The following is an 18830-nucleotide window of genomic DNA, read 5'->3' as shown; positions in this document are numbered from 1 at the left end:
GGTTCTTTCGCTTGCAGGCTCAGGGGACGCGATAGACGCCTTCGGGCAGGTTCAGCGCCGCGGTGAGGTCGCGCCATTGCTCGGGCGACAGGGTGATCGAGACGGTGCGGTCGCTGCGCGGATCATACTGGTTCAGCAGGATCGCGCTTTCGGTCACATGCACCGTGACATCCTCTTGCAAGGGGGCTGTGCCGTCATCCACCAGGGTCACGACGGTGGCGTCGAATTCATGCTCGATCGTAAACATGCGCTCACCTTACGAGGTCCGCCTTGCGATGCAAGGGGGACAAAGCTCTGTGAGCGGGGTGGTCGCTGGCGGGGAAACTGCTAAGATAAGGGCCGGTATCAGTGCGGAGGCGTCTTTATGCCCTGGAAGCCCATCATGGCGGCGATTGCCGCGATCCTGCTCGCGGGATGCGACGTGAGCACCACGTCGGCGCCGCTGGCGGTCGAGCCTATCGGAGACGTGCCGCGCGCGTCTGCGCAGAATTTTGCGCAGGTGGTGCGGATCGTCGAGCCGGTGGCCGAGCGCGAGTGCCGGGCGCGCACCTCGGGGGTGAATTGCGATTTCAAGATCGTGGTCGACGACCGCCCCGGCCAGCCACCCAACGCATTCCAGACCCTCGACCGGTCGGGGCGCCCGATCATCGCCTTCACGCAGGCGCTGATCGATGACGCGCGCAACATGGATGAGTTGGCCTTTGTCATGGGACACGAGGCGGCGCATCACATTGCGGGCCATATCCCGCGCCAGCAGCAGAATGCGGTGGCCGGTGCGGTGATTGGCGGGCTTGGCGCCGTGCTGCTCGGCGGCAATGCCGATGCGATCCAGACCGCGCAGCAACAGGGGGCGCGGATCAACGCGCGCGCCTTCTCAAAGACCTTCGAGCTGGAGGCCGATGCGCTGGGCACGGTGATCACCGCGCGGGCCGGGTTTGACCCGTTGCGCGGGGCCGAGTTCTTCAACCGCATCCCCGATCCCGGTGACCGTTTCCTCGGCACGCACCCGCCCAATGCACAACGGATCGAGACGGTGCGGCGCACCGCGGCGGCGCTTTAGGCGGCTTTCGCTTTGCGTCGCAGGTGACTGCGGTAGAGCAGCGGTGCGAGGATGCCTTCATAGGTCCAATGGGCGAGCCAGTAGAGGCCCGGCAGGCTGACCAGCCGTGCCAGCCAGCGATAGCGCGGCAGGCTTTGCCAGAGCACGATGAAGGCGGGCACGCCGATATAGAGCTGCCCATTCTGGCGCACATGCAGCCGCCGCGCGGCGTCATCGGCGGTCACGCCCCAACTGTCCAACGTCCGTGTGTCGTTGAGGTCATCATAGCGCAGCGGCAGCGCCTGCGCCGCGCTGAGCCGGGCGTAGTGGTCGATTTCGCGACTGCAGACCGGGCAGTCCGCGTTGTAGAGCACATCTGTGTCTGCCATGTCTCGGAAATAGGGTGCGGTTTCGCCGAGCCCAGCGGCCAGAGTGTCGCAGATCAGCGCGGCTTGTTGCCGTCGATCCAGCGGGCCATCATCTGCTTGTCGCGAAAGCATTCCTGCGGGATCTCGCGCCGCTTGATCCGGGCGATCCGTTCGGCAAAGGCGACCTGTTTGGACGAGGGGTAGTTGGCGAAGCGGCTCTGCGGGGCGCTGGGCTTATGTGCGTCGATCCAGGCGGAGAGGGCCGCACGGCTGCGCGCCCGCTCGCGCGGGATCACCGTGCCGGTCCTGGCGGCGATGGCGCGAGCGTATTGCAGCTGCCTGTCGCTGGGCGGCTGCGGCGGGCTGAGCGGCAGCGTGCCCTGCGCGGGCGCATCGAGGCTCGGAAACTGCGGTTCAAACGACATGGGACAGTCCCTCCACTGTTCCACAGATATAGAACATAAAGAGAACATTTTCAAGAGCGCGTCGTTAGAGGCTGTTGTGGCTTCCGTCGCAGAGCGGGGGCGTCGAGGTCGCCTTGCAGCCACAGAAGAACAGCGTCTTGTCCGCCGTCGCCTCGTATTTCATCGGATCGAACGCGCTTCCTTTGTGCGAGCCGTCGCAGAAGGGCTGGTTGTCCGATTTACCGCAGGTGCACCAGAAATAGGTCTTTCCGGCGGTGACCTCGACGGGATAGGGGGCTTTCTGGGCGATCTTCGGTGGGGTGGTCATGCTGTTGGGCCTTCTCTGACAAAGTGGCGGGACATCTGGCTGGTCGTCAGCGGCCTCGTGCGAGGCTGGCTGATCACATAGTCCAGACTGTTCCGCTGGCCACCGGCAGGTCCGTGCGGCGCCTCGGTGTGGGCTGCGCGCGCCTCCGCATTTGAAAACGCCGCCCTGGCGCGTTTTTAGATGCGGAGGCGCCCCCAGAGGTCATACTCTCCGGCTTCGTCCACCTCGACGGTGACAATGTCGCCCACGCTCAGGCCGTCCGTGCCCTCGTCGATGAAGAGATTGCCGTCGATCTCGGGCGCATCGGCCTTCGTGCGGCAGGTGGCGATGCCATCCGCATCGATCTCGTCGACGATCACCTCTTGCCGGGATCCAACCTTCTGCGCCAGTTTTTCCTCAGAGATGGCCTGCGCTTTTGCCATGAAGCGATCCCAGCGGTCTTTTTTCACATCCTCGGGCACATGGTCCGGCAGCGCGTTGGAGCGCGCGCCGGCGACATTCTCGTATTGGAAGCAGCCGACCCGGTCGAGCTGTGCCTCATCCATCCAGTCGAGCAGGGTCTGGAACTCGTCCTCGGTCTCGCCGGGATAGCCGACGATGAAGGTCGAGCGTAGGGTCAGTTCGGGGCAGATCGCGCGCCAGGCGGCAATCTCGTCGAGTGTTTTGGCCGCTGCCGCGGGCCGCGCCATACGTTTCAAGACGTCCGGATGCGCGTGCTGGAAGGGAATGTCGAGATAGGGCAGCACCAGGCCCTCCGCCATGAGCGGAATCAGCTGGCGCACATGCGGGTAAGGGTAGACGTAGTGCAGCCGCACCCAGGCGCCCAAAGACCCGAGATCGCGCGCGAGATCGGTGATATGCGCGCGGTGGCCGCGCTCTTCCGCGTGTTTGATATCGACGCCGTAAGCGGAGGTGTCCTGGCTAATCACCAGCAGCTCTTTCACGCCGCTCTCAACCAGCTTTTCCGCCTCGCGCAGCACCGCATGGGCCGGGCGCGACTGCAGCCGCCCGCGCATGTCGGGGATGATGCAGAATTTGCACTTGTGATTGCAGCCTTCGGAGATTTTCAGATAGCTGAAGTGCCGCGGCGTGAGGCTGACGCCCGAGGCGGGCAGCAGATCGACAAAGGGATCCGGGTCGGGCGGCACGGCGGCATGCACCGCATCAAGCACCTGTTCGTATTGATGCGGGCCCGTGACGGCAAGGACCGAAGGATGCGCGCCGGTGATGTATTCGGGCTCGGCCCCGAGACAGCCCGTCACGATCACGCGCCCGTTCTCCTCAAGCGCTTCGCCGATGGCCGAGAGGCTTTCCGCCTTGGCGCTATCGAGAAAGCCGCAGGTGTTCACGATCACCGCCTGCGCGCCTGCGTAGTCGGGCGAGATGCCATAACCTTCGGCACGCAGCCGGGTCAGGATGCGCTCGCTGTCCACCAGCGCCTTGGGGCAGCCGAGGCTGACCATGCCGATGGTGGGCTGGCCGGGCCTCGCTGTGTCGCGCATCGCCGGTTTTGGCGCGAGATCGGGGCGCAGATTGGGTGGGTTTGTGCTCATGACTTGCGCTATAGTGGAAGTGAGGGGCCCGGAAAAGGGCCGAGGGCAAGAGGTGAGGTGCGCTGATGAAATGGGTTGTGCGACTGCTGGGTGTCGTGGTGCTGCTGATCGTGGTGGCGGTGGTCTCGGTGCTGTTCCTGCCCGCCGAGCGGGTGGCGAAGATCGCCGCGGAGCAGCTGCGCGGGGTCACGGGCCGCGATGTGGCGATTACGGGCGATGTGGCGTTGACCGTCTGGCCGGTGCTGGGCGCGCGGGTCGGTGGGCTGGAGGTCGGCAATGCCGATTGGGCCGAGCAGGGGCCGATGCTGCAGGCGGCCAATGCGGCGATTGGTGTCGATGCGATGGCGCTGCTGCAGGGCGATATCCGCATCACCAATATCGAGGCGGAAAGCCCGACGATCCGGCTGGAACAGAAGGCGGACGGGCGCGCGAGCTGGCAGTTCACCGATGCCAGCGGCACTGCGCAGATCGAGACCGAGACAGCGCCCGACCGCCCGGCGCGGTCGATCAGCATCGAGCGGTTGCAGGTGACCGATGCGACGCTGATCTATGATGCGGAGGGCAGCGATCTGGTGTCTTACGAGGGGGTGGATCTGTCGTTGGACTGGCCGGAGCGACTGGGCCCTGCGGAGATTGCCGCGACGCTGCGCCCGACGGTCAACCCGGTCGAGGTCACGGCGACAATTGATGGCTTCGCGGGCTTCATCACCGGAGAGACCCAGACGTTGCGCGCCGCAATTGACACCGAGGCCGGGGCGATCGGCTTTGACGGGCGCGCGAGCACCGCCGGGGCGGTGGCGGGTGCCTTGAGTGTGAAGACGGCGAACACCGGTGGGTTCCTGCAGGCGCTGGGTCTGCCCGGTGCGGATTTGCCCCCCGATCTGGGGCGCAGCATCGATCTTTCGACCACCCTGACACTGACGCCGGACCGGCAGCTGGCGTTGCGCGATCTGGTGGTGGGCTTGGGCGCCAACCGGATCACGGGCGCGGCGGATATCGGGCTGAATGGCGTGCCCCAGGTCAATGCACAGCTGGATGTGGGTGATCTGGATGTCTCGGGCGGCGAGGTGGAGACCACGGGAGGCTCTGGTGGCGGAGGTGGGTCTTCGGGCAGTGGCTGGCCGAAAGACCCGATTGACGCCAGCGGGCTCGCGGCCTTCAACGGTGAAATTGCGCTGACCGCACGCAGCATCGATCTGGGGCAGTTCGATTTGGGCGCGACGCGGGCGCTTCTGCGCAATGAGAACTCCCGCATGGTCTTCGAGCTGCGCGAGGTGGCGGCCTATGGCGGCGGGCTGACGGGGGAGTTCGTGATCAATAACCGCGCGGGCCTGTCGGTGGGCGGGCAGCTGGCGGCGAGTGCCATCCAGATGCAGCCCTTGCTGGCCGATGCGGCAGGGCTCGATCGGCTGACCGGGCAGGGGGATGCGCGGTTGTCGTTCCTGGGGTCGGGGGCGTCGGTCGATGCGATCATGAGATCGCTGTCGGGCGATGGCTCGGTGCAGATCGGGCAGGGGACGATCCTCGGCATTGATCTCGACAGGCTGATGCGCTCGGGCGACACCTCGCCGGGCACCACCGTGTTCGACAGCCTGGGCGGCACTTGGACCATCGCAGGCGGTGTGCTCAGCAACCGCGATCTGTTACTGCAGCTGTCGAACTACCGGGCGAGCGGCGAAGGGGTTGTTGGCCTGGGCGCGCAGACGCTGGATTACACCGTGACCCCCGTGGCGCTGCGCGCCAACAGCGGGCAGGGCATCTCGATCCCGGTGCGCTTCGTGGGCCCGTGGTCGGATATCTCGATCCGGCCGGACGTGGAGGCGGCGCTGAAGGCCGAGGCCGATGCGAAGGTTGATGAACTGGAAGAGAAGGCCAAGGAGAAGATCGGAGAGCGCTTGGGTATCTCCGGGGAGGAGGGGCAGTCGGTTGAAGATGCAGTGAAGGACCGGCTGCTGCGCAAGCTTTTCGACTGAGCGCTGCTGCGACCTGGGGTGGCCTGAAAGCCCACCCCACCTGCCAGCACAGGCGGTCAGGACCGGCAGGTCAGGTGGGCTTTCAGGCCACCTTTCGCGACCGGTCAGACGGCAAGTGGACGCTCCTTGGCGAGGCGGTCGAAGGCCATCAGCGTGTCGATGAGCGCAGGCATCTGATCGAGGTAGATCATGTTGGGGCCGTCGCTGGGCGCATTGTCGGGGTCCTGATGGGTCTCGATGAAGACGGCGGCGACGCCCACAGCAACCGCGGCGCGGGCCATCACCGGGGCGAATTCGCGCTGGCCGCCGGAAGAGCCGCCGCGCCCGCCGGGCTGTTGCACCGAATGGGTGGCGTCCATCACCACAGGGTAGCCGGTTTGCGCCATCTGCGGCAGCGCGCGCATATCGGCCACGAGGGTGTTGTAGCCGAAGGTGGTGCCACGCTCGGTCAGCAGGATGCGGTGGTTGCCGGTGGACTCGATCTTGTCGACGATGTTGCCCATCTCCCAGGGGGCGAGAAACTGGCCTTTCTTGACGTTGATGGCGGCCCCCGTCTCGCCGGCGGCGATGAGCATGTCGGTCTGCCGGCAGAGAAAGGCGGGGATCTGAAGAATGTCGGCGGCCTCCGCGGCCACGGCGCATTGCGCCTCGGTGTGCACATCGGTCAGCACCGGGACACCGTTGGCCTTGCCCACCGATTGCAGCACCTTCAGACCGTCGTCGATCCCGAGGCCGCGCTTGCCTGAGAGCGAGGTGCGGTTGGCCTTGTCGTAGGAGGCTTTGAAGACATACTGCGCGCCCGCGGCGGCGCAGGCCTCTTTCATCTTGCCCGCGATCATCTGCGCATGATCTTCGCTTTCCAGCTGGCAGGGGCCCGCGATCACAGTCAGCGGGCGGTCATTGCCGATCGTCAGATCGGCGACGGACACATGGGTCATATCAGGAGGTCACCTGTTCTCGGAGAATGGACGCAGTCAGTGAGACCATCAGATATATACCGGCAAAGACGAGAAAGGCCACCAGGGTGTTTTCGAAACTGCGCGGATAGCTCGGCTCCTCCGAAGGAACGGGTTTCACGCTGACCGTGAGATAGCGGACCTGGCGGTTCGCCTCCATCCGGGTCTGCTCCATTTGCTGCAACGCCGACTGCAACAGCATGTCGCGCGTCGCGAGATCCGCCTGCGCCATCTGGATGCGCACATTCAACTGGGCCAGCGAGTTCTCGCCCTGGCTCGCATCGGTCATGCGGGCGTTGAGCTCGTTCAACTGCTCGTTCAGGCGCCGCACATCGCCGCGCGCGCCGTCCACCCGGCTCTGGTTCGGGCGGGCGTTGTCGAGCAGTGCCGCAAGCTCCAACTCCTTCTCCAGAAGCTGCAGCTCCACCTGGTTGATCTGCGCGCGCATCCCGGCGATCACCGCTTGCGGGTCCAGCGTGTCACCCTGCAGCTGCAGGGTTACCAGCGCCTCTTGTGCGTCGCGCCGTTCGCTCGCGGCCTTCTCGAAACTGGCCTGTGCCTCGGCCATCTGGTCATCGCGCTTCTCGGCGCTGAGCGAGTTCACGCGGTCCTCGGCATAGGCGATCAGCGCGCTGCTCATCTCGGCGCTGAAGGCGGGATCCGCGGCGATCACCTCCATGCGCAGCACGCCTTCGGTCGGGTCATAGCCGACCTTCACGTTCTTCTGATAGGCGCGGTAGGCCTGTTCGTTCGAGGGATCAGCTGTGAGCCGCTGGATCGGATCGATGAAGCTTTGTGTGAAATGCGATTTGAACCCCACGTCGCCATCGAGCCGCAGCATCGCATCCTTTGACTGCAAGTAGGACTGTACGGCGATACTGTCCTGCGATGTGGCAAATTGTGTGCCCGAGAGCAGGCCGCCGATGCCGCTGCCCCCGGCGTTGTCCGCCTGCAAGATCAAAAATTCGGACTTGGTGGCATACATCGGTGTTGCCACGGCAAAGAAGTACCAGCCCGCGAGGATCGTCGGCAGAAAGACGAAGAAGCTGAGCCGTGTCAGCAGCATCGCCAGCTTGCGGCGGCGGCGGCGACTGATGTCCTGCTGGATCTCGGAGATCTGCCGGTCGCGCAGCTCAGCCGGGCTGAGGTGTTCGGTCGACGGCAGGGTCTCATCACCCATCGGCGTGGTCTGGGGCAGCTGAATGCGCCCGGTCTGCGCCGCGCCCGCGTCGCTGCCAGCGGAGGGGCCGCTGCCCGGGGGCGGGTCATTGGGGTTCTTCGGCACCACCAGCTCGAGCATGTTCGAGCGCTGGAACGGATCGATGCCGCGCTGGCGCAGCAGGCGCACGGCGTCGAAATCAGAGGTGGGCGCGAGGCCGTTCTTATGCGCCACGCGACGCGCCATGCGCAGCTGCCGCCCGGTCAGGCCTTCGCGGCGGATCGCGTCCAGATCGGCCGCCACGTTTTCAGGCGGCTGCTTGTCGGCGGTGTCGCGCACCGGCGGCTTGATCGGTGCCGCATCCTCCTCGGTGGATGCTTGGGCCGGTGCCGCATCGCCCGCGGTGGCCTTGCCCCCCGGGCCCTGGCCCGCGCGTTTGATGCGGAACTTCCTAGCTGTCGGTTTCGTAGTCATAAAGCCGTTTCGCTTCTTCCAATGTGTCGAACATATGCAGCTTGCCGTTCAGCAGAACGGCGGCGGAGCGCGCGAATTTCTCGAGCGTCCGGGCCTGGTGCGACACAATGATGATTGTTGTTGTGCGGAGGCGTTCCTGCAGGATTTCACCCGCCTTGCGGTTGAAATCCACATCCGTGGTGCCGGGCATGCCTTCGTCGATGAGGTACATGTCGAAGTCAAGTGCCAGCATCAGCGCAAAGGAAAACCGCGCGCGCATGCCCTGGGAATAGGTGCCGATGGGCTGGTCGAAATATTCGCCGAGGCCGCAGAGCCAGCGGCAGAAGCTTTCCACATAATCGGGATCGAGCCCGTAGAGCCGCGCGATATAGCGCGCGTTTTCCATCGCCGAGACCTTGTTCACCACGCCGCCCATGAAGCCCAGCGGGAAGGAGATGTTGCAGCCGCGCCGGATCTCGCCCTCATCGGGTTTTTCGAGCCCGGCGATCATGTTGATCAGGGTGGTTTTCCCGGTGCCATTGGGGGCCAGCACGCCTAGAGAATTGCCCAGCTCGACCTTGAACGAAACCCGGTCGAGGATCACCTTGTGTTGGGATCCTGTCCAAAAAGACTTCGACACGTTCTCGAAAGACAGCATCTGTGCTCCGGTTGCTCCGACCCCGACGGGTTTGCCTGTGCCCTGTTCTCAGGGTGTCTCAACGGATTAACTACCGTCTTTGGCATAATTATGTCTTAATTGGAAACAAAAGCACAATAAGCGCAGCGCCTCTGGGACGCTGCGTTTGGCGGGAAATTGCCTTCTTGCCACAGTTTTGTGACGGCCTGTGAACGTTATGGTTGCTTTTGCCCAGGCGGCACAGCCTTGGCGCGAAGGGCTGGGCCCGTGCCCGGTCAGGCGATGGCCTGCCAGGCGAGACCCGCGAGCGTGGCGCCGATCAGCGCATAGGTGAGATAGGCCGCAAAGACCCGCGGCTTGACCAGCGCCCAGACTGCGATGGCGGCGGGAATGCTGCTCACGCCACCAGCGATCACGAAGGACATGGCAGCCCCCGGGGCCATCCCCTGCGCGAGCAGCGCATCGACGAGCGGCACCGCGGCGTACCCGTTGAGGTAGGCGGGCGCCCCCACCAGCGCGCCGAGCACGATGGGCCAGACCCCGGTGCCGCCGAGGATACCGGCGATCAGATCGGCGGGCACATAGGCGAGCATCATCGCTTCGATGATATAGGCGAGCGTCAGCCACTTGAGCAGGAAGAGCGCGTTTTCGAGGCCGGTGTCGCGGAAGGTACGGGTGCGAGCCTCCTCCTGCCAGAAGCGCCAGACGGGCGCGCCGCTGAAGGGCTTCTTCGCGCCGCAGCAGCCGCCCACGGCGGGGCGGTCGCGCAGCGGGTTGGCAAAGACCGCGCTCTTGGCAAAAAGCAGCGTGGCAAAGCCGCCCATCATGCCCAGACCGACGGCAGAGAGGGTCTTGGCGATGGCGAAGTCCCAGCCGAGCGTGCCGGAGGTGATGGCGAACATCGCCGGATCCATCAGCGGAGAGGCGAGCCAGAAGGCCATGACGGCGGCCAGTGGCGCGCCGACCGCGAGCAGGGCGGCGATGAAGGGGATGACCTCGCAGCTGCAGAAGGGCGAGAGCCCGCCCAGCAGCGCGGCCATCACGATCATGCGCGCGGGGTTGCCCGCAAACGCCTTGGCCAGCAGCGTCTCGGCGCCCGAAGCTTTCAGATAGGCGACGGCGATCACGGCGAAGAGGATGAAGGGTGCGGTGTGGGCCAGCGCCTTGGCGGCGAAGGTGATCGTGGGCAAGAGCTGGGTCGTGTCGAAGACCGCGATCAGCAACAGCAGCAGGACGGCGGCCCCCCAGGCACCCGGTTTGGGCAGGCGGCGCGGCGCGGGCGAGGTCTGTGTGGTGTCAGCCATGGTCGTGGTCCCCCTGGGGCGCGGCGCTATCGGCGCAGCATTCGTTGACAAGGAACTGCGAGAGCGCCTGCACGTCGTCATAGGCGACAGCGGCGCAGATGATGCTGCGCCCCTGCTTGACCTGGGTGACCAGACCGGCGGAGGCGAGGATTTTCATGTGATGCGTGAGCGTCGAGCCCGTGACCCCGGTGCGGCTGCCCAACTCGCCGATGCTGAGCCCCTCGGGGCCTGCACGCACCAGCGTGCGCAGGACGCTGAGCCGCTGTTCGGAGCCGAGGGCGGCAAATTGCGCGGCGGCGATGGTGAGGTCGGGGGTTTTGGGCGACATTTCCATGATTCTAGAAATATCGAAGCGCTCAGGCATCTGCAAGCTTTATTTCGGGAGATGTCGAAATAAAGCCCGGAGGCAGCGGCCCCTTTGCGTTCGTCGTCGGATGGACTAGGTGCCGGTATATGACAGATTTGCGCGACGATATCTCGACCTGCACCCTCTGCGCCGACCGCTTTGCCGCCACTGAGACGGCGCATGCGCCGCGCCCGGTGGTCTGGTTTGCGCCCGGCGCGCGTATCCTCATTGCGGGGCAGGCGCCGGGGATGCGGGTGCACCAGTCCGGGCGGCCCTTCACCGACCCCTCGGGTGACCGGCTGCGCGACTGGCTGGGTATGGACGAAGACACCTTCTATGACCGCTCGCGGGTGGCGATTGTGCCGATGGCGTTTTGCTTTCCCGGCTATGACGCGAAGGGGTCCGACCTGCCGCCCCCGCCGATCTGTGCCAGGACGTGGCGCGATGCGGCGATGGAGATGCTGGCCGAGGTGCAGCTGACCCTCGTGATCGGGGGCTATGCGATGAAGTATCACCTGGGCAAGAAAGTCGCGGTGACCGCGGCCGTGCAGGACTGGCGCAGCTATGACGAGCGGCTGTTCGTGCTGCCGCACCCAAGCTGGCGCAACACCGGCTGGCTCAAGAAGAACCCGTGGTTCGCCGCGGAGGTGCTGCCGCGGTTGCAGGCGCGCGTGGCGGAGGTGCTGGCATGAGCGAGACCACCCCGCTGGACACTGCTCATGCGGCGATGGAGGCGGCCCCGGAAGACGATGCCGCGCGGCTGCGGTTTTATGACCAGTTGGCGCAGAGCGAGCTCTTCCTGATGCTGGCCGAGGAGGCCGGAGAGGACGACCAGATCACGCCGGAGCTTTTTGCGGTGGGCGAGGACCAATATGTGCTGGTCTTCGACCGCGAGGAACGGCTTGCGGGGTTTGCCGGGCGCGTGGTGCCTTACGTGGCGCTCTCGGGCCGGGTGATCGCGGGGATGCTGGCGGGGCAGGGCATCGGGCTCGGCGTGAACCTCGAGGTCGCCCCTTCGGCCATTCTATTGCCTGCCGAAGCGGTGGACTGGCTTGGCGAAACGCTGGGCCATGGGCCGGATGAGGTCGAAGCGGCGATCACGGAAGTGCATCCGCCGAAAGGGCTGCCCGAAGACCTGGTCACCGCGCTCGACGGCAAGCTGGCGACGGCCATGGGGCTGGCCCAGAGCGCCTATCTGGTGGGCGTGACCTATGAAGCGGGCGCGCGCGGCCACATGCTGGGCTTTGTCGGCGCCGTGCCCGAGGCGCAACCCGCGTTGGCCCGCGCGGCGAGCGAAGCGCTGACCTTCTCTGGGGTGGAGGCGGGCGCGATGGACGTGGGCTTCTTCCGTGGCGGTGACGCCATTGTTGCGCGGATGGAGGCGGTGGGGCTGCGGTTCGATCTGCCCCAGGCGCAGGCGCCCGCGGTGGAGACCGTGACGATGCCCGGCAGCGACCCCGACAAGCCGCCGCGCCTGCGCTGAAACATTTCCCATCCGATCTTCACGGGCGGCTCACGCGTTGGCCTACGATTTTCACAAGGGCGAGAGACCCTGACACGTGGGGTGCACAGCCGCGGTTTTCGCGTCTACATCTGAGCCGGAGCTCAAAGCCCGCCCCTAACGAACCTCTTGAAGAACTGGAGTTTTCCCTCATGAACCGCTTCCCTCTGAAAATCGCAGGTATCGCAGTTGCGCTGACCATGGCCTCCTCCGCCTTCGCCGGTGACCAATACGTGGACCCGACGGGCTATGCCGTCTCGGGCTATGACGTGGTGGCCTATTTCGACCTCGCGCAGAACCCGGTGGGCACGGCCCAGCCGCAGGCGGTTCCGGGTGACAAGGACATCACCTCGACCTACAATGGTGCGACGTTTGCCTTCTCGACCGAGGAAAACAAGGCCAAGTTCGATGCAGATCCTGCGAGATACGCGCCGCAATACGATGGCCACTGTGCTTACGGTGTGTCGAAGGGCGGCAAGGTGCCGGGCAACCCGCATCTGTGGCGGATCGTGGATGACAAGCTCTACCTCAACATCACCGAGAACGTGGTCGGCTTCTGGGAAGAAGACATCCCCGGCAACATCGATCTGGCGCAGACCAACTGGGTCAGCATCGAGGATGATGCCGCCTCTGATCGCGCGATCCCGCAGTTCGAGAGCCCCGCTCCGGTCAACTGATCATGGCTGAGAAGGGCATGCCTTCTCGCAAGACCCCGGCGCCGATGACGCGCCGGGGTCTTTTGGCGTTGGGCGGAATTGGTTTGCTTACGGCGGGCGCTTTTGCCACGCGTTGGTTCAACATTTGGGCCGAGACGGGTGAAAATGCCCTGAGCGCGCCGGACGCACATGCGGCGGCGCTGGCGGGCGACATCCTGTTGGTGGATATCCGGCGGCCCGATGAATGGGCGCGCACCGGCGTGGGCGAAGGGGCGGTGCCGCTCGACATGCGGCGCGGTGATTTCATCGAGGCGCTGTTGGCGCAGGTGCAGAATGACACCAGCCGCCCCGTGGCGCTGATCTGCGCGCGCGGTGTGCGCTCGCGGCATCTGGGCGCGCGGCTGGCCGAGGCCGGGTTCAGCCGCATCATTGATGTGCCCGAAGGCATGTTGGGCTCGGGCGCCGGGCCCGGTTGGGTCAAACGCGGGTTGCCGGTGCAAGAGGTGAGCTGAGATGAGACAGGTGTTGGCGGCGCTGGCGCTGATGCTGGGCGCGCAGGGGGCCCTTGCGGGCTGTGGTGCAGAGCAGGCGGCGTGCGAGGTGGATCTTGGCAGCTATCATGCGCGGGTGCCCGAGGGCGAGATCAAGGGCGCGATCCTCTATCTACACGGGTTCGGTGGCACTGGAGAAGGCGCCCTACGGGCCACGCGCGATTGGGTGATCACGGCGCTGGAGCGCGGCTATGTGCTGGTGGCGCCGGATGGCTTGCCTATCGCCGAAGGGCGCGGGCGCGGCTGGTCGTTCATTCCAGGCCGTCCCGAGCGGCGCGACGAGGAAGCCTTCCTGACGGCGGTGCGCGATGACGCAGCCGAGCGGTTCGGGTTCGCGGCGGATCAGATGATCCTGAGCGGGTTTTCCATCGGTGGGTCGATGACCTCCTACATGGCCTGTGATGCGCCCGGCAGCTTTGCCGCCTATGCGCCTGTGGCGGGTGGGTTCTGGCGCCCGCATCCCACCGAATGCGCGGGGCCCGTACGGCTGCTGCACACCCATGGTTGGGTCGATGGGACCGTGCCGCTGGAGGGCCGCGTGCTGCGCGGGGGCGATGCGACGAATCCCGAAGCGCTGATGCAGGGCGATATCTTCTATACGCTGCGGATGTGGCGTGAGGTGAACGCCTGCCACCAGCTGCGGGCGGATCGGTTTGTGACTGAGGGGCCGTTTCTGCGCCGGGCGTGGGACCGCTGCGCCGAAGACTCGGCGCTGGAGTTTGCGCTGTTTCCGGGCGGGCATGTGGTGCCGGATGGCTGGGCCGAGATGATGCTGGACTGGTACGAGGGTTTGTGACTCCAAGTGCCAGGTCGATCCTCTGGCACCCGCCCGGTTGATAAGCCGGGCAGCGCCTGAACTCCCTCGATGGGAGTGAGGGCGCTTTTTCCGTCCAATCGGACTGGCGTTATTCTGCAGGCAGATGAGAGCCGCTCAGAAGCTGCTGCAACCGTGCGCGTTCGCTGCGCGCACGACCCACGATGGCCGGTTCGCGGACCGTTTGCGGGCAGTGCATCAGCAGACCGCGTGGCAGGCTCTGGGGCATGGCCCAGCCGCTGAGGGCCGAGAGCGGCACAGCGAGGCAAAGGCTGGCGATGATCGGGATCAGCCACAGTGAGACAAGCCCGGCGCTGAGCCCAATCAACAGAATATGGCCCAGCAGCGTTTCGACCCAGTGGAACCGGATCAGCGTGCTCAGCGGGTAGCTCTGGACGTGGCGCGCTTGTGCGGCCCAGGCGTCGGACTGGCCGAAGAGCGCGCGCAACACGGCACGGGTCTGCTGGATCATCAGGATCGGCGCATAGGCAATCGAGAGCACGATCTCGACCAGGAAGGCGGTCAGAAACGCACCGCGCCCGCCATAGACGCGCGTGGCCTTGGGGTGCAGCGCGATGATGCCTGCGCCCACCAGCTTGGGCGTCAGCAGCATCGCGTACATGATGATCAGGAAAACCGCGCTGTCGATGTGGCTCATCTCGGGCGGCCAGTCGGGGAAGAGCGGGTTCGCCTCATTGAAATAGCGTACCACGTTGGTTTCGGAATCAACGCCCAGCAGCGCCCAGATCACCAGCAGGATGAACCACGCAGGCGAGAGCAGATAGGCGACGGCACCGTGAAAGAGATGGTAGCGCGAGACCGGGTGCAGCCCCTTGGTGCCAAGCAAGCGCAGGTGCTGCAGGTTGCCGCGGCACCAGCGCTGGTCGCGCAGAACGTAGTCGATGAGGGTGCCCGGGGTCTCTTCGAAGCTGCCGGAGACGCGGGGCAGGAAGCGCACCTGCCAGCCGGCGCGGCGCAAGAGACCTGCTTCGACGAAATCATGGCTGAGGATCAGCTCGGCCTTGCCCTTACGACCCTGAAGGTAGGGCAGACCGGCGGATTCAGCGAAGGCCCGGGTGCGAATGATCGCATTGTGGCCCCAGTAGTTGCCTTCGGTGCGCGCCCATTTGGCCAGCCCTTCGGCCAGCAACCAGCCGTAGGCGATGTTCGAGAATTGCTGCAGCCGGGCAAAGACCGTGCGCGCGCCGATCAGCACCGGGAAGGTCTGGATCAGGCCTGCTTGCGGGTCGACGCTCAGCTCATCGGCCATGCGGTCGATGGCGCGCCCTGTCATCAGGCTGTCGGCGTCGAGCACGACCATGGCTTCGTAAGCCGCGCCCCAACCGGTGATCCAATCGACAAGGTTGCCGACCTTCTTGTCGGTGTTGGCATCGCGGCGGCGGTAGTGCACGGCAAAGCCCTCGGGCGCTTGCGCCGCGAGGGCCGCGTAGGCGCGCATCTCGTCCTCGGCGATCTGCGGGTCGCGGGTGTCGGAGAGCACGAAGAGCGTGTAGCGATGCTGGCTGTGACGGCGGGCGAGGTCGTCGAGCATGGCTGCGGCATTGCCGAACACGTCGCTCGGCACCTCGTTGTAGATCGGGACCAGCAGGGCCACGTCCATGGGCGTCACGTCACGCGGGCTGCGGCTGTCGGCTTTCTCCCGCGCCAGCAGGCCCGCGATGGCCACGCCCACCGTGCTGACCGAAAGGGTGACCCAGACAAAGGTGACACTGATGAGCGCGAGGAGCACCCATTCCAGGCTTGTCATGCCGGTTGCCGAAAGCCAGCCATAGAGGGCCGAAACCAGAAGGCCGGTGCCCAGAAGTGCGGGGATGAAGAGCGCGAGCCGCCAGGCAGTGGTGCGGGCGAGGCCCTGGCTGGGGGCGTTCGGCGCCTCCGGCGAGGCGGTGAGGTCCTGCACCTGCATCTGCAGGGGCGCCCGGCGCGGCATCGTGGTGCCACCAGCCTCGGAGATGATGTTGTCCGTCGTCGTCACCCAGTTGTCCATCTGTAAAGCCACACCTCGCTGAGCGGCGCGCCATCGAGGCGCAGCTGCGCCCGGAATTCGATGTATCGCGCCTCGTCAGGTTGGAAGGTAAACGCCAGTCGGGGCCCGTTGGTTTCCGGATTTCTTTGTACCAGCCCGGGCGTGAGCGATCCTTCGCTGCTGCGCAGGACAATGTCGAGGCGCGAGAGGTCCTCGGGCACCAGCGCGCCATCCTCGAAATCGATGGTCACCACCTTGCCGCCTTCGGGGCGTCCGCCGAGGGCGGTGCCGAGCACGCGCAGAGGCCTGTCGGTGTGTGGCGCGGGGTCGTGACCCCAGTCCAGCAGGTAGCGCATCGTGTGGCTGCCACCGGCTGGGATCACCTCGGCCGGGCGCCAGAAGGCGACGATATTGTCGTAGATCTCGAGATCGGCGGGGATTTCCACCAGCGTCACCGCGCCCTTGCCCCACTCGCCCTGCGGCGTGATCCAGAGCGAGGGCCGCTCGTGATAAAGCGCCTCGAGATCGGCGAAGTCACGGAAGTTGCGGGCGCGCTGCATCAGCCCGAAGCCGCGCGGGTTGGTATCGACGAAAGAGCTGACCTGAAGGTTGACCGGGTTGGACAGCGGGCGCCAGATGGTCTCGCCATTGCCGTTGTAGATCAGCAGCCCGTCGCTGTCGTGCACCGCCGGGCGGAAGTCGTCAAACCGCTGGCGCATGGTCTCGTCAAAGAGGAACATGGAGGTTAGGGGGGCGATGCCCACATGCTCCAGATCGGTACGGGCGAAAATCTCGGCCGAGACCGCCATGCGCAGCGTGTCGCCCGGCGTGATGTCAAAGCGGTAGGCGCCGGTGCAGCTGGGGCTGTCAAGCAGCGCGTGCAGCACAACCGAGCCCGCGCCGGGCTGGGGCGTTTCCAGCCAGAAGGCGGTGAAATCGGGGAATTCCTCGCCCATCGGGTCGGCGGTTTTCAGGGCCAGGCCGCGCGCCGACAGTCCGTAGATTTCGCTCGTGCCGATGCCGCGGAAGTAGCTTGCGCCCTGGAAGACGGCGTATTCCTGGAAGATGCCGGATTGTTCCAGCTCCGCCCGCAGGCGCAGGCCGGAGTAGCCGAGGGTGGCGTCGATCTCGACCTCCGGGAATTTGTCGGTGCTGTCGAAGACGCCCATGTCGAAGGCAAGCGGGCGGGCAGCGCCGCCGTCCACCACGTTGATCTCGACCGCTTGCGGGAAGTAGAGACCCGGCGGAAGGACGTCGACGCGCTGGGGCTTGTCGGTGCCGTGCCAGAGCGCGTTGCGCCCGTCGAACCAGATCTTGCGGTATTGGTCATAGCTGAGGTTGCGCCAGCTTTCGGGGATCATCGGGCGCGGGGTGTAGTCGGCCTCGGCCAGCGCCTTGGCGCGGGCGCGCACGGTCGTGGCGTCAAAGGGCTGGGCATCGCCCAGTTGCAGCCCGGGCTCCTCCGCGAAGCTGGCCGTGGGCACAGCGGCGAGGGCGGCGAGGGATTTCAGCACATCGCGCCGCAGCATCACGGCACCGCCTTTTTGCGCCAGGGTTGGGATTTGTACCAGCCTGCCCCGTAGGCGACGAGCACAAGCACGCCCATGCCCGCGACGTTGACGGCGACGACGGTCCAGGTGTCCCGCCCGATGTTGTCCATGACAAAGCCGCTGACGCGGGCGATGAACATGCTGGTGATGAAGACGGCGAGCGATTGCTGGCCGACCTTCAGGATGATCGCGAGGATGCGCTCCCAGACGCGGCCCAGAGCCGTGGCACCGTCCGAGATCAGCCGTGCGCCCTTGTCGCCCGCCGCCACCCAGCAGAGGTAGGCCAGAGCGAGGAAATGCGCATAGCGCAGCAGGCCGAAGTCGGATTTGTTGATCAGCCAGTTGTTGGCGATGCGCCAGTCGCGGGCCCAGTCAAAGCCCAGCTCGCGCATGCCGATGTGGGACAGCGGGATGTTGGCGAGCACCAGCGCCAGGGCGATCCCGATCAGGACGGGATGCACGGGCGGCTTGGGCAGCCAGCCGCGCATGAAGGCGAAGCCGGTGAAGAAGATGAGCTGCCAGCCGAAGGGGTTGAAGAACCAAGTCCGCTCGGACCAGGGCTCGGCGGGCAGGGCGAAATGCAGATGTCCGGCCCAGAATATCTCCAGCAGGCCTTCCTGTGCAAGGAGCCAGGTGAGACCGACGAAAGCGGCGACGAGGCCGAGGTGGATGCGCGAGAGCGCCATGATCACCGGCATCATCACCAGCACGACCATATACATCGGCAGGATGTCGAAGTAGTTGGGCACATAGGTGAGCGTGAGCAGACCCACGAGCTGTGGCCCCGGTTCTTCGAAGAATTTCCACAGGTTGAGCGTGCCGATGTATTCCTTCTCGTAGAGCCCGGTCATGTCGATGGCGGCGAGGAAGGTGGCGATGGCGAAGAAGAGCCCGATATGCGCCCAGTAGACCTGCCAGACGCGGAAGCTCACCCGGGCCGAACCGAGCCGCCAGCCGACGGTGTCATAAGCGCGGCCAAAGGCAATGGCCGAGGCCATGCCGGAGCAGAAGACGAAGATTTCGGTCGCGTCGGAAAAGCCCCAGCGCGCCGGAATCCAGGAGGTGAAGAAATTCCCTGGCGTATGAGCAAAGAGGATGATGAACATCGCGATGCCGCGAAAGAAGTCGAGCCGCACGTCCCGTTGGCGCGCGGCAGGCGCGGCCTGTGCGGTTGCACGGGGTTTGCGGGGCGCCATTTCGGTGGGGTCGGCAATCGTCATGGCCGGTCTTTATGCTGAGGAAAAAGAATTG

Annotated in this window: 20 protein-coding genes; 7 read left to right on the top strand and 13 right to left on the bottom strand. The window is 65.6% G+C overall.

Features of this window, described 5'->3' with window-relative positions; all coding sequences use genetic code 11:
- Positions 1-19: 19 nt before the first annotated feature.
- The gene (locus ACVC7O_RS16615; protein ID WP_458323229.1) at positions 20-247 is read right to left on the bottom strand and encodes a hypothetical protein; all 228 of its coding nucleotides are present in this window, start codon (positions 245-247) and stop codon (positions 20-22) included.
- A 117-nt stretch (positions 248-364) separates the two neighbouring features.
- Here ACVC7O_RS16615 and ACVC7O_RS16610 point away from each other — a divergent pair, with 117 nt between their 5' ends.
- Positions 365-1060 (top strand): M48 family metallopeptidase, encoded by a 696-nt coding sequence (locus ACVC7O_RS16610; RefSeq protein ID WP_458323228.1) that lies wholly within the window; start codon positions 365-367, stop codon positions 1058-1060.
- Here the strand turns inward: ACVC7O_RS16610 and ACVC7O_RS16605 are convergent.
- The 4 genes from ACVC7O_RS16605 to rimO all read right to left on the bottom strand — a co-directional run bounded on the left by ACVC7O_RS16605 (position 1057) and on the right by rimO (position 3692).
- Complete coding sequence (locus ACVC7O_RS16605) at positions 1057-1539, bottom strand: thiol-disulfide oxidoreductase DCC family protein (RefSeq protein ID WP_458323227.1); 483 nt, start codon at positions 1537-1539, stop codon at positions 1057-1059. The genes ACVC7O_RS16610 and ACVC7O_RS16605 overlap by 4 nt on opposite strands.
- Positions 1482-1832, bottom strand: coding sequence for a hypothetical protein (locus tag ACVC7O_RS16600; RefSeq protein ID WP_458323226.1), 351 nt, complete (start codon positions 1830-1832; stop codon positions 1482-1484). The genes ACVC7O_RS16605 and ACVC7O_RS16600 overlap by 58 nt, the downstream gene beginning before the upstream one ends.
- Positions 1833-1896: 64 nt before the next feature.
- Positions 1897-2139 (bottom strand): CDGSH iron-sulfur domain-containing protein, encoded by a 243-nt coding sequence (locus ACVC7O_RS16595; protein WP_458323225.1) that lies wholly within the window; start codon positions 2137-2139, stop codon positions 1897-1899.
- A gap of 176 nt (positions 2140-2315) precedes the next feature.
- Positions 2316-3692: a 30S ribosomal protein S12 methylthiotransferase RimO gene (gene rimO, locus ACVC7O_RS16590; RefSeq protein ID WP_458323224.1), complete on the bottom strand. Its 1377-nt coding sequence runs from the start codon at positions 3690-3692 to the stop codon at positions 2316-2318.
- Positions 3693-3757: 65 nt separating this feature from the next.
- Between rimO and ACVC7O_RS16585 the strand changes: the two genes are divergently transcribed.
- Positions 3758-5665, top strand: coding sequence for an AsmA family protein (locus tag ACVC7O_RS16585; protein WP_458323223.1), 1908 nt, complete (start codon positions 3758-3760; stop codon positions 5663-5665).
- A 104-nt stretch (positions 5666-5769) separates the two neighbouring features.
- On the opposite strand, the gene kdsA is transcribed toward ACVC7O_RS16585, so the two are convergent.
- From kdsA to ACVC7O_RS16560, 5 genes are all read right to left on the bottom strand, one after another.
- Complete coding sequence (gene kdsA, locus ACVC7O_RS16580) at positions 5770-6603, bottom strand: 3-deoxy-8-phosphooctulonate synthase (protein WP_458323222.1); 834 nt, start codon at positions 6601-6603, stop codon at positions 5770-5772.
- Between the two features lies 1 nt (position 6604).
- Entirely contained in the window at positions 6605-8254 is a 1650-nt protein-coding gene (locus ACVC7O_RS16575; protein ID WP_458323221.1) for a capsule biosynthesis protein, read from the bottom strand.
- On the bottom strand, positions 8232-8891 hold the full coding sequence (locus ACVC7O_RS16570) for an ABC transporter ATP-binding protein (RefSeq protein WP_458323220.1): 660 nt from the start codon (positions 8889-8891) through the stop codon (positions 8232-8234). Before ACVC7O_RS16570 ends, ACVC7O_RS16575 begins: the two co-directional genes overlap by 23 nt.
- A 254-nt stretch (positions 8892-9145) precedes the next feature.
- Positions 9146-10174, bottom strand: a complete 1029-nt coding sequence (locus ACVC7O_RS16565; RefSeq protein WP_458323219.1) for a permease — start codon at positions 10172-10174, stop codon at positions 9146-9148.
- Complete coding sequence (locus tag ACVC7O_RS16560; protein ID WP_458323218.1) at positions 10167-10508, bottom strand: ArsR/SmtB family transcription factor; 342 nt, start codon at positions 10506-10508, stop codon at positions 10167-10169. Before ACVC7O_RS16560 ends, ACVC7O_RS16565 begins: the two co-directional genes overlap by 8 nt.
- Before the next feature lie 119 nt (positions 10509-10627).
- On the opposite strand from ACVC7O_RS16560, the gene ACVC7O_RS16555 reads away from it, so the two are divergent.
- From ACVC7O_RS16555 to ACVC7O_RS16535, 5 genes are all read left to right on the top strand, one after another.
- The gene (locus tag ACVC7O_RS16555; RefSeq protein WP_458323217.1) at positions 10628-11212 is read left to right on the top strand and encodes a uracil-DNA glycosylase family protein; all 585 of its coding nucleotides are present in this window, start codon (positions 10628-10630) and stop codon (positions 11210-11212) included.
- Positions 11209-12003: an SseB family protein gene (locus tag ACVC7O_RS16550; protein ID WP_458323216.1), complete on the top strand. Its 795-nt coding sequence runs from the start codon at positions 11209-11211 to the stop codon at positions 12001-12003. Before ACVC7O_RS16555 ends, ACVC7O_RS16550 begins: the two co-directional genes overlap by 4 nt.
- A 170-nt stretch (positions 12004-12173) precedes the next feature.
- Positions 12174-12698 (top strand): YHS domain-containing (seleno)protein, encoded by a 525-nt coding sequence (locus ACVC7O_RS16545; protein WP_458323215.1) that lies wholly within the window; start codon positions 12174-12176, stop codon positions 12696-12698.
- Between the two features lie 17 nt (positions 12699-12715).
- Positions 12716-13189: a rhodanese-like domain-containing protein gene (locus ACVC7O_RS16540; protein WP_458323214.1), complete on the top strand. Its 474-nt coding sequence runs from the start codon at positions 12716-12718 to the stop codon at positions 13187-13189.
- A 1-nt stretch (position 13190) separates the two neighbouring features.
- Positions 13191-14024 carry an alpha/beta hydrolase family esterase gene (locus tag ACVC7O_RS16535; protein ID WP_458323213.1) on the top strand — a complete coding sequence of 278 codons (834 nt, stop codon included), beginning with the start codon at positions 13191-13193 and terminating at the stop codon, positions 14022-14024.
- A 109-nt stretch (positions 14025-14133) separates the two neighbouring features.
- Here the strand turns inward: ACVC7O_RS16535 and mdoH are convergent, their stop codons facing one another.
- From mdoH to ACVC7O_RS16520, 3 genes are read right to left on the bottom strand one after another with little or no spacing between them, the layout of a single operon-like run.
- Positions 14134-16038: a glucans biosynthesis glucosyltransferase MdoH gene (gene mdoH, locus ACVC7O_RS16530; RefSeq protein WP_458323212.1), complete on the bottom strand. Its 1905-nt coding sequence runs from the start codon at positions 16036-16038 to the stop codon at positions 14134-14136.
- Positions 16035-17558, bottom strand: coding sequence for a glucan biosynthesis protein (locus tag ACVC7O_RS16525; RefSeq protein ID WP_458323211.1), 1524 nt, complete (start codon positions 17556-17558; stop codon positions 16035-16037). The genes mdoH and ACVC7O_RS16525 overlap by 4 nt, the downstream gene beginning before the upstream one ends.
- Entirely contained in the window at positions 17558-18799 is a 1242-nt protein-coding gene (locus ACVC7O_RS16520; RefSeq protein WP_458323210.1) for an OpgC family protein, read from the bottom strand. Before ACVC7O_RS16520 ends, ACVC7O_RS16525 begins: the two co-directional genes overlap by 1 nt.
- Between the last annotated feature and the right edge of the window lie 31 nt (positions 18800-18830).

It is taken from the genome of Roseobacter cerffii (genome assembly GCF_054226325.1).
Note: the sequence above shows the minus strand (reverse complement) of the source record. Positions and strands in the feature narration are given on the sequence as shown.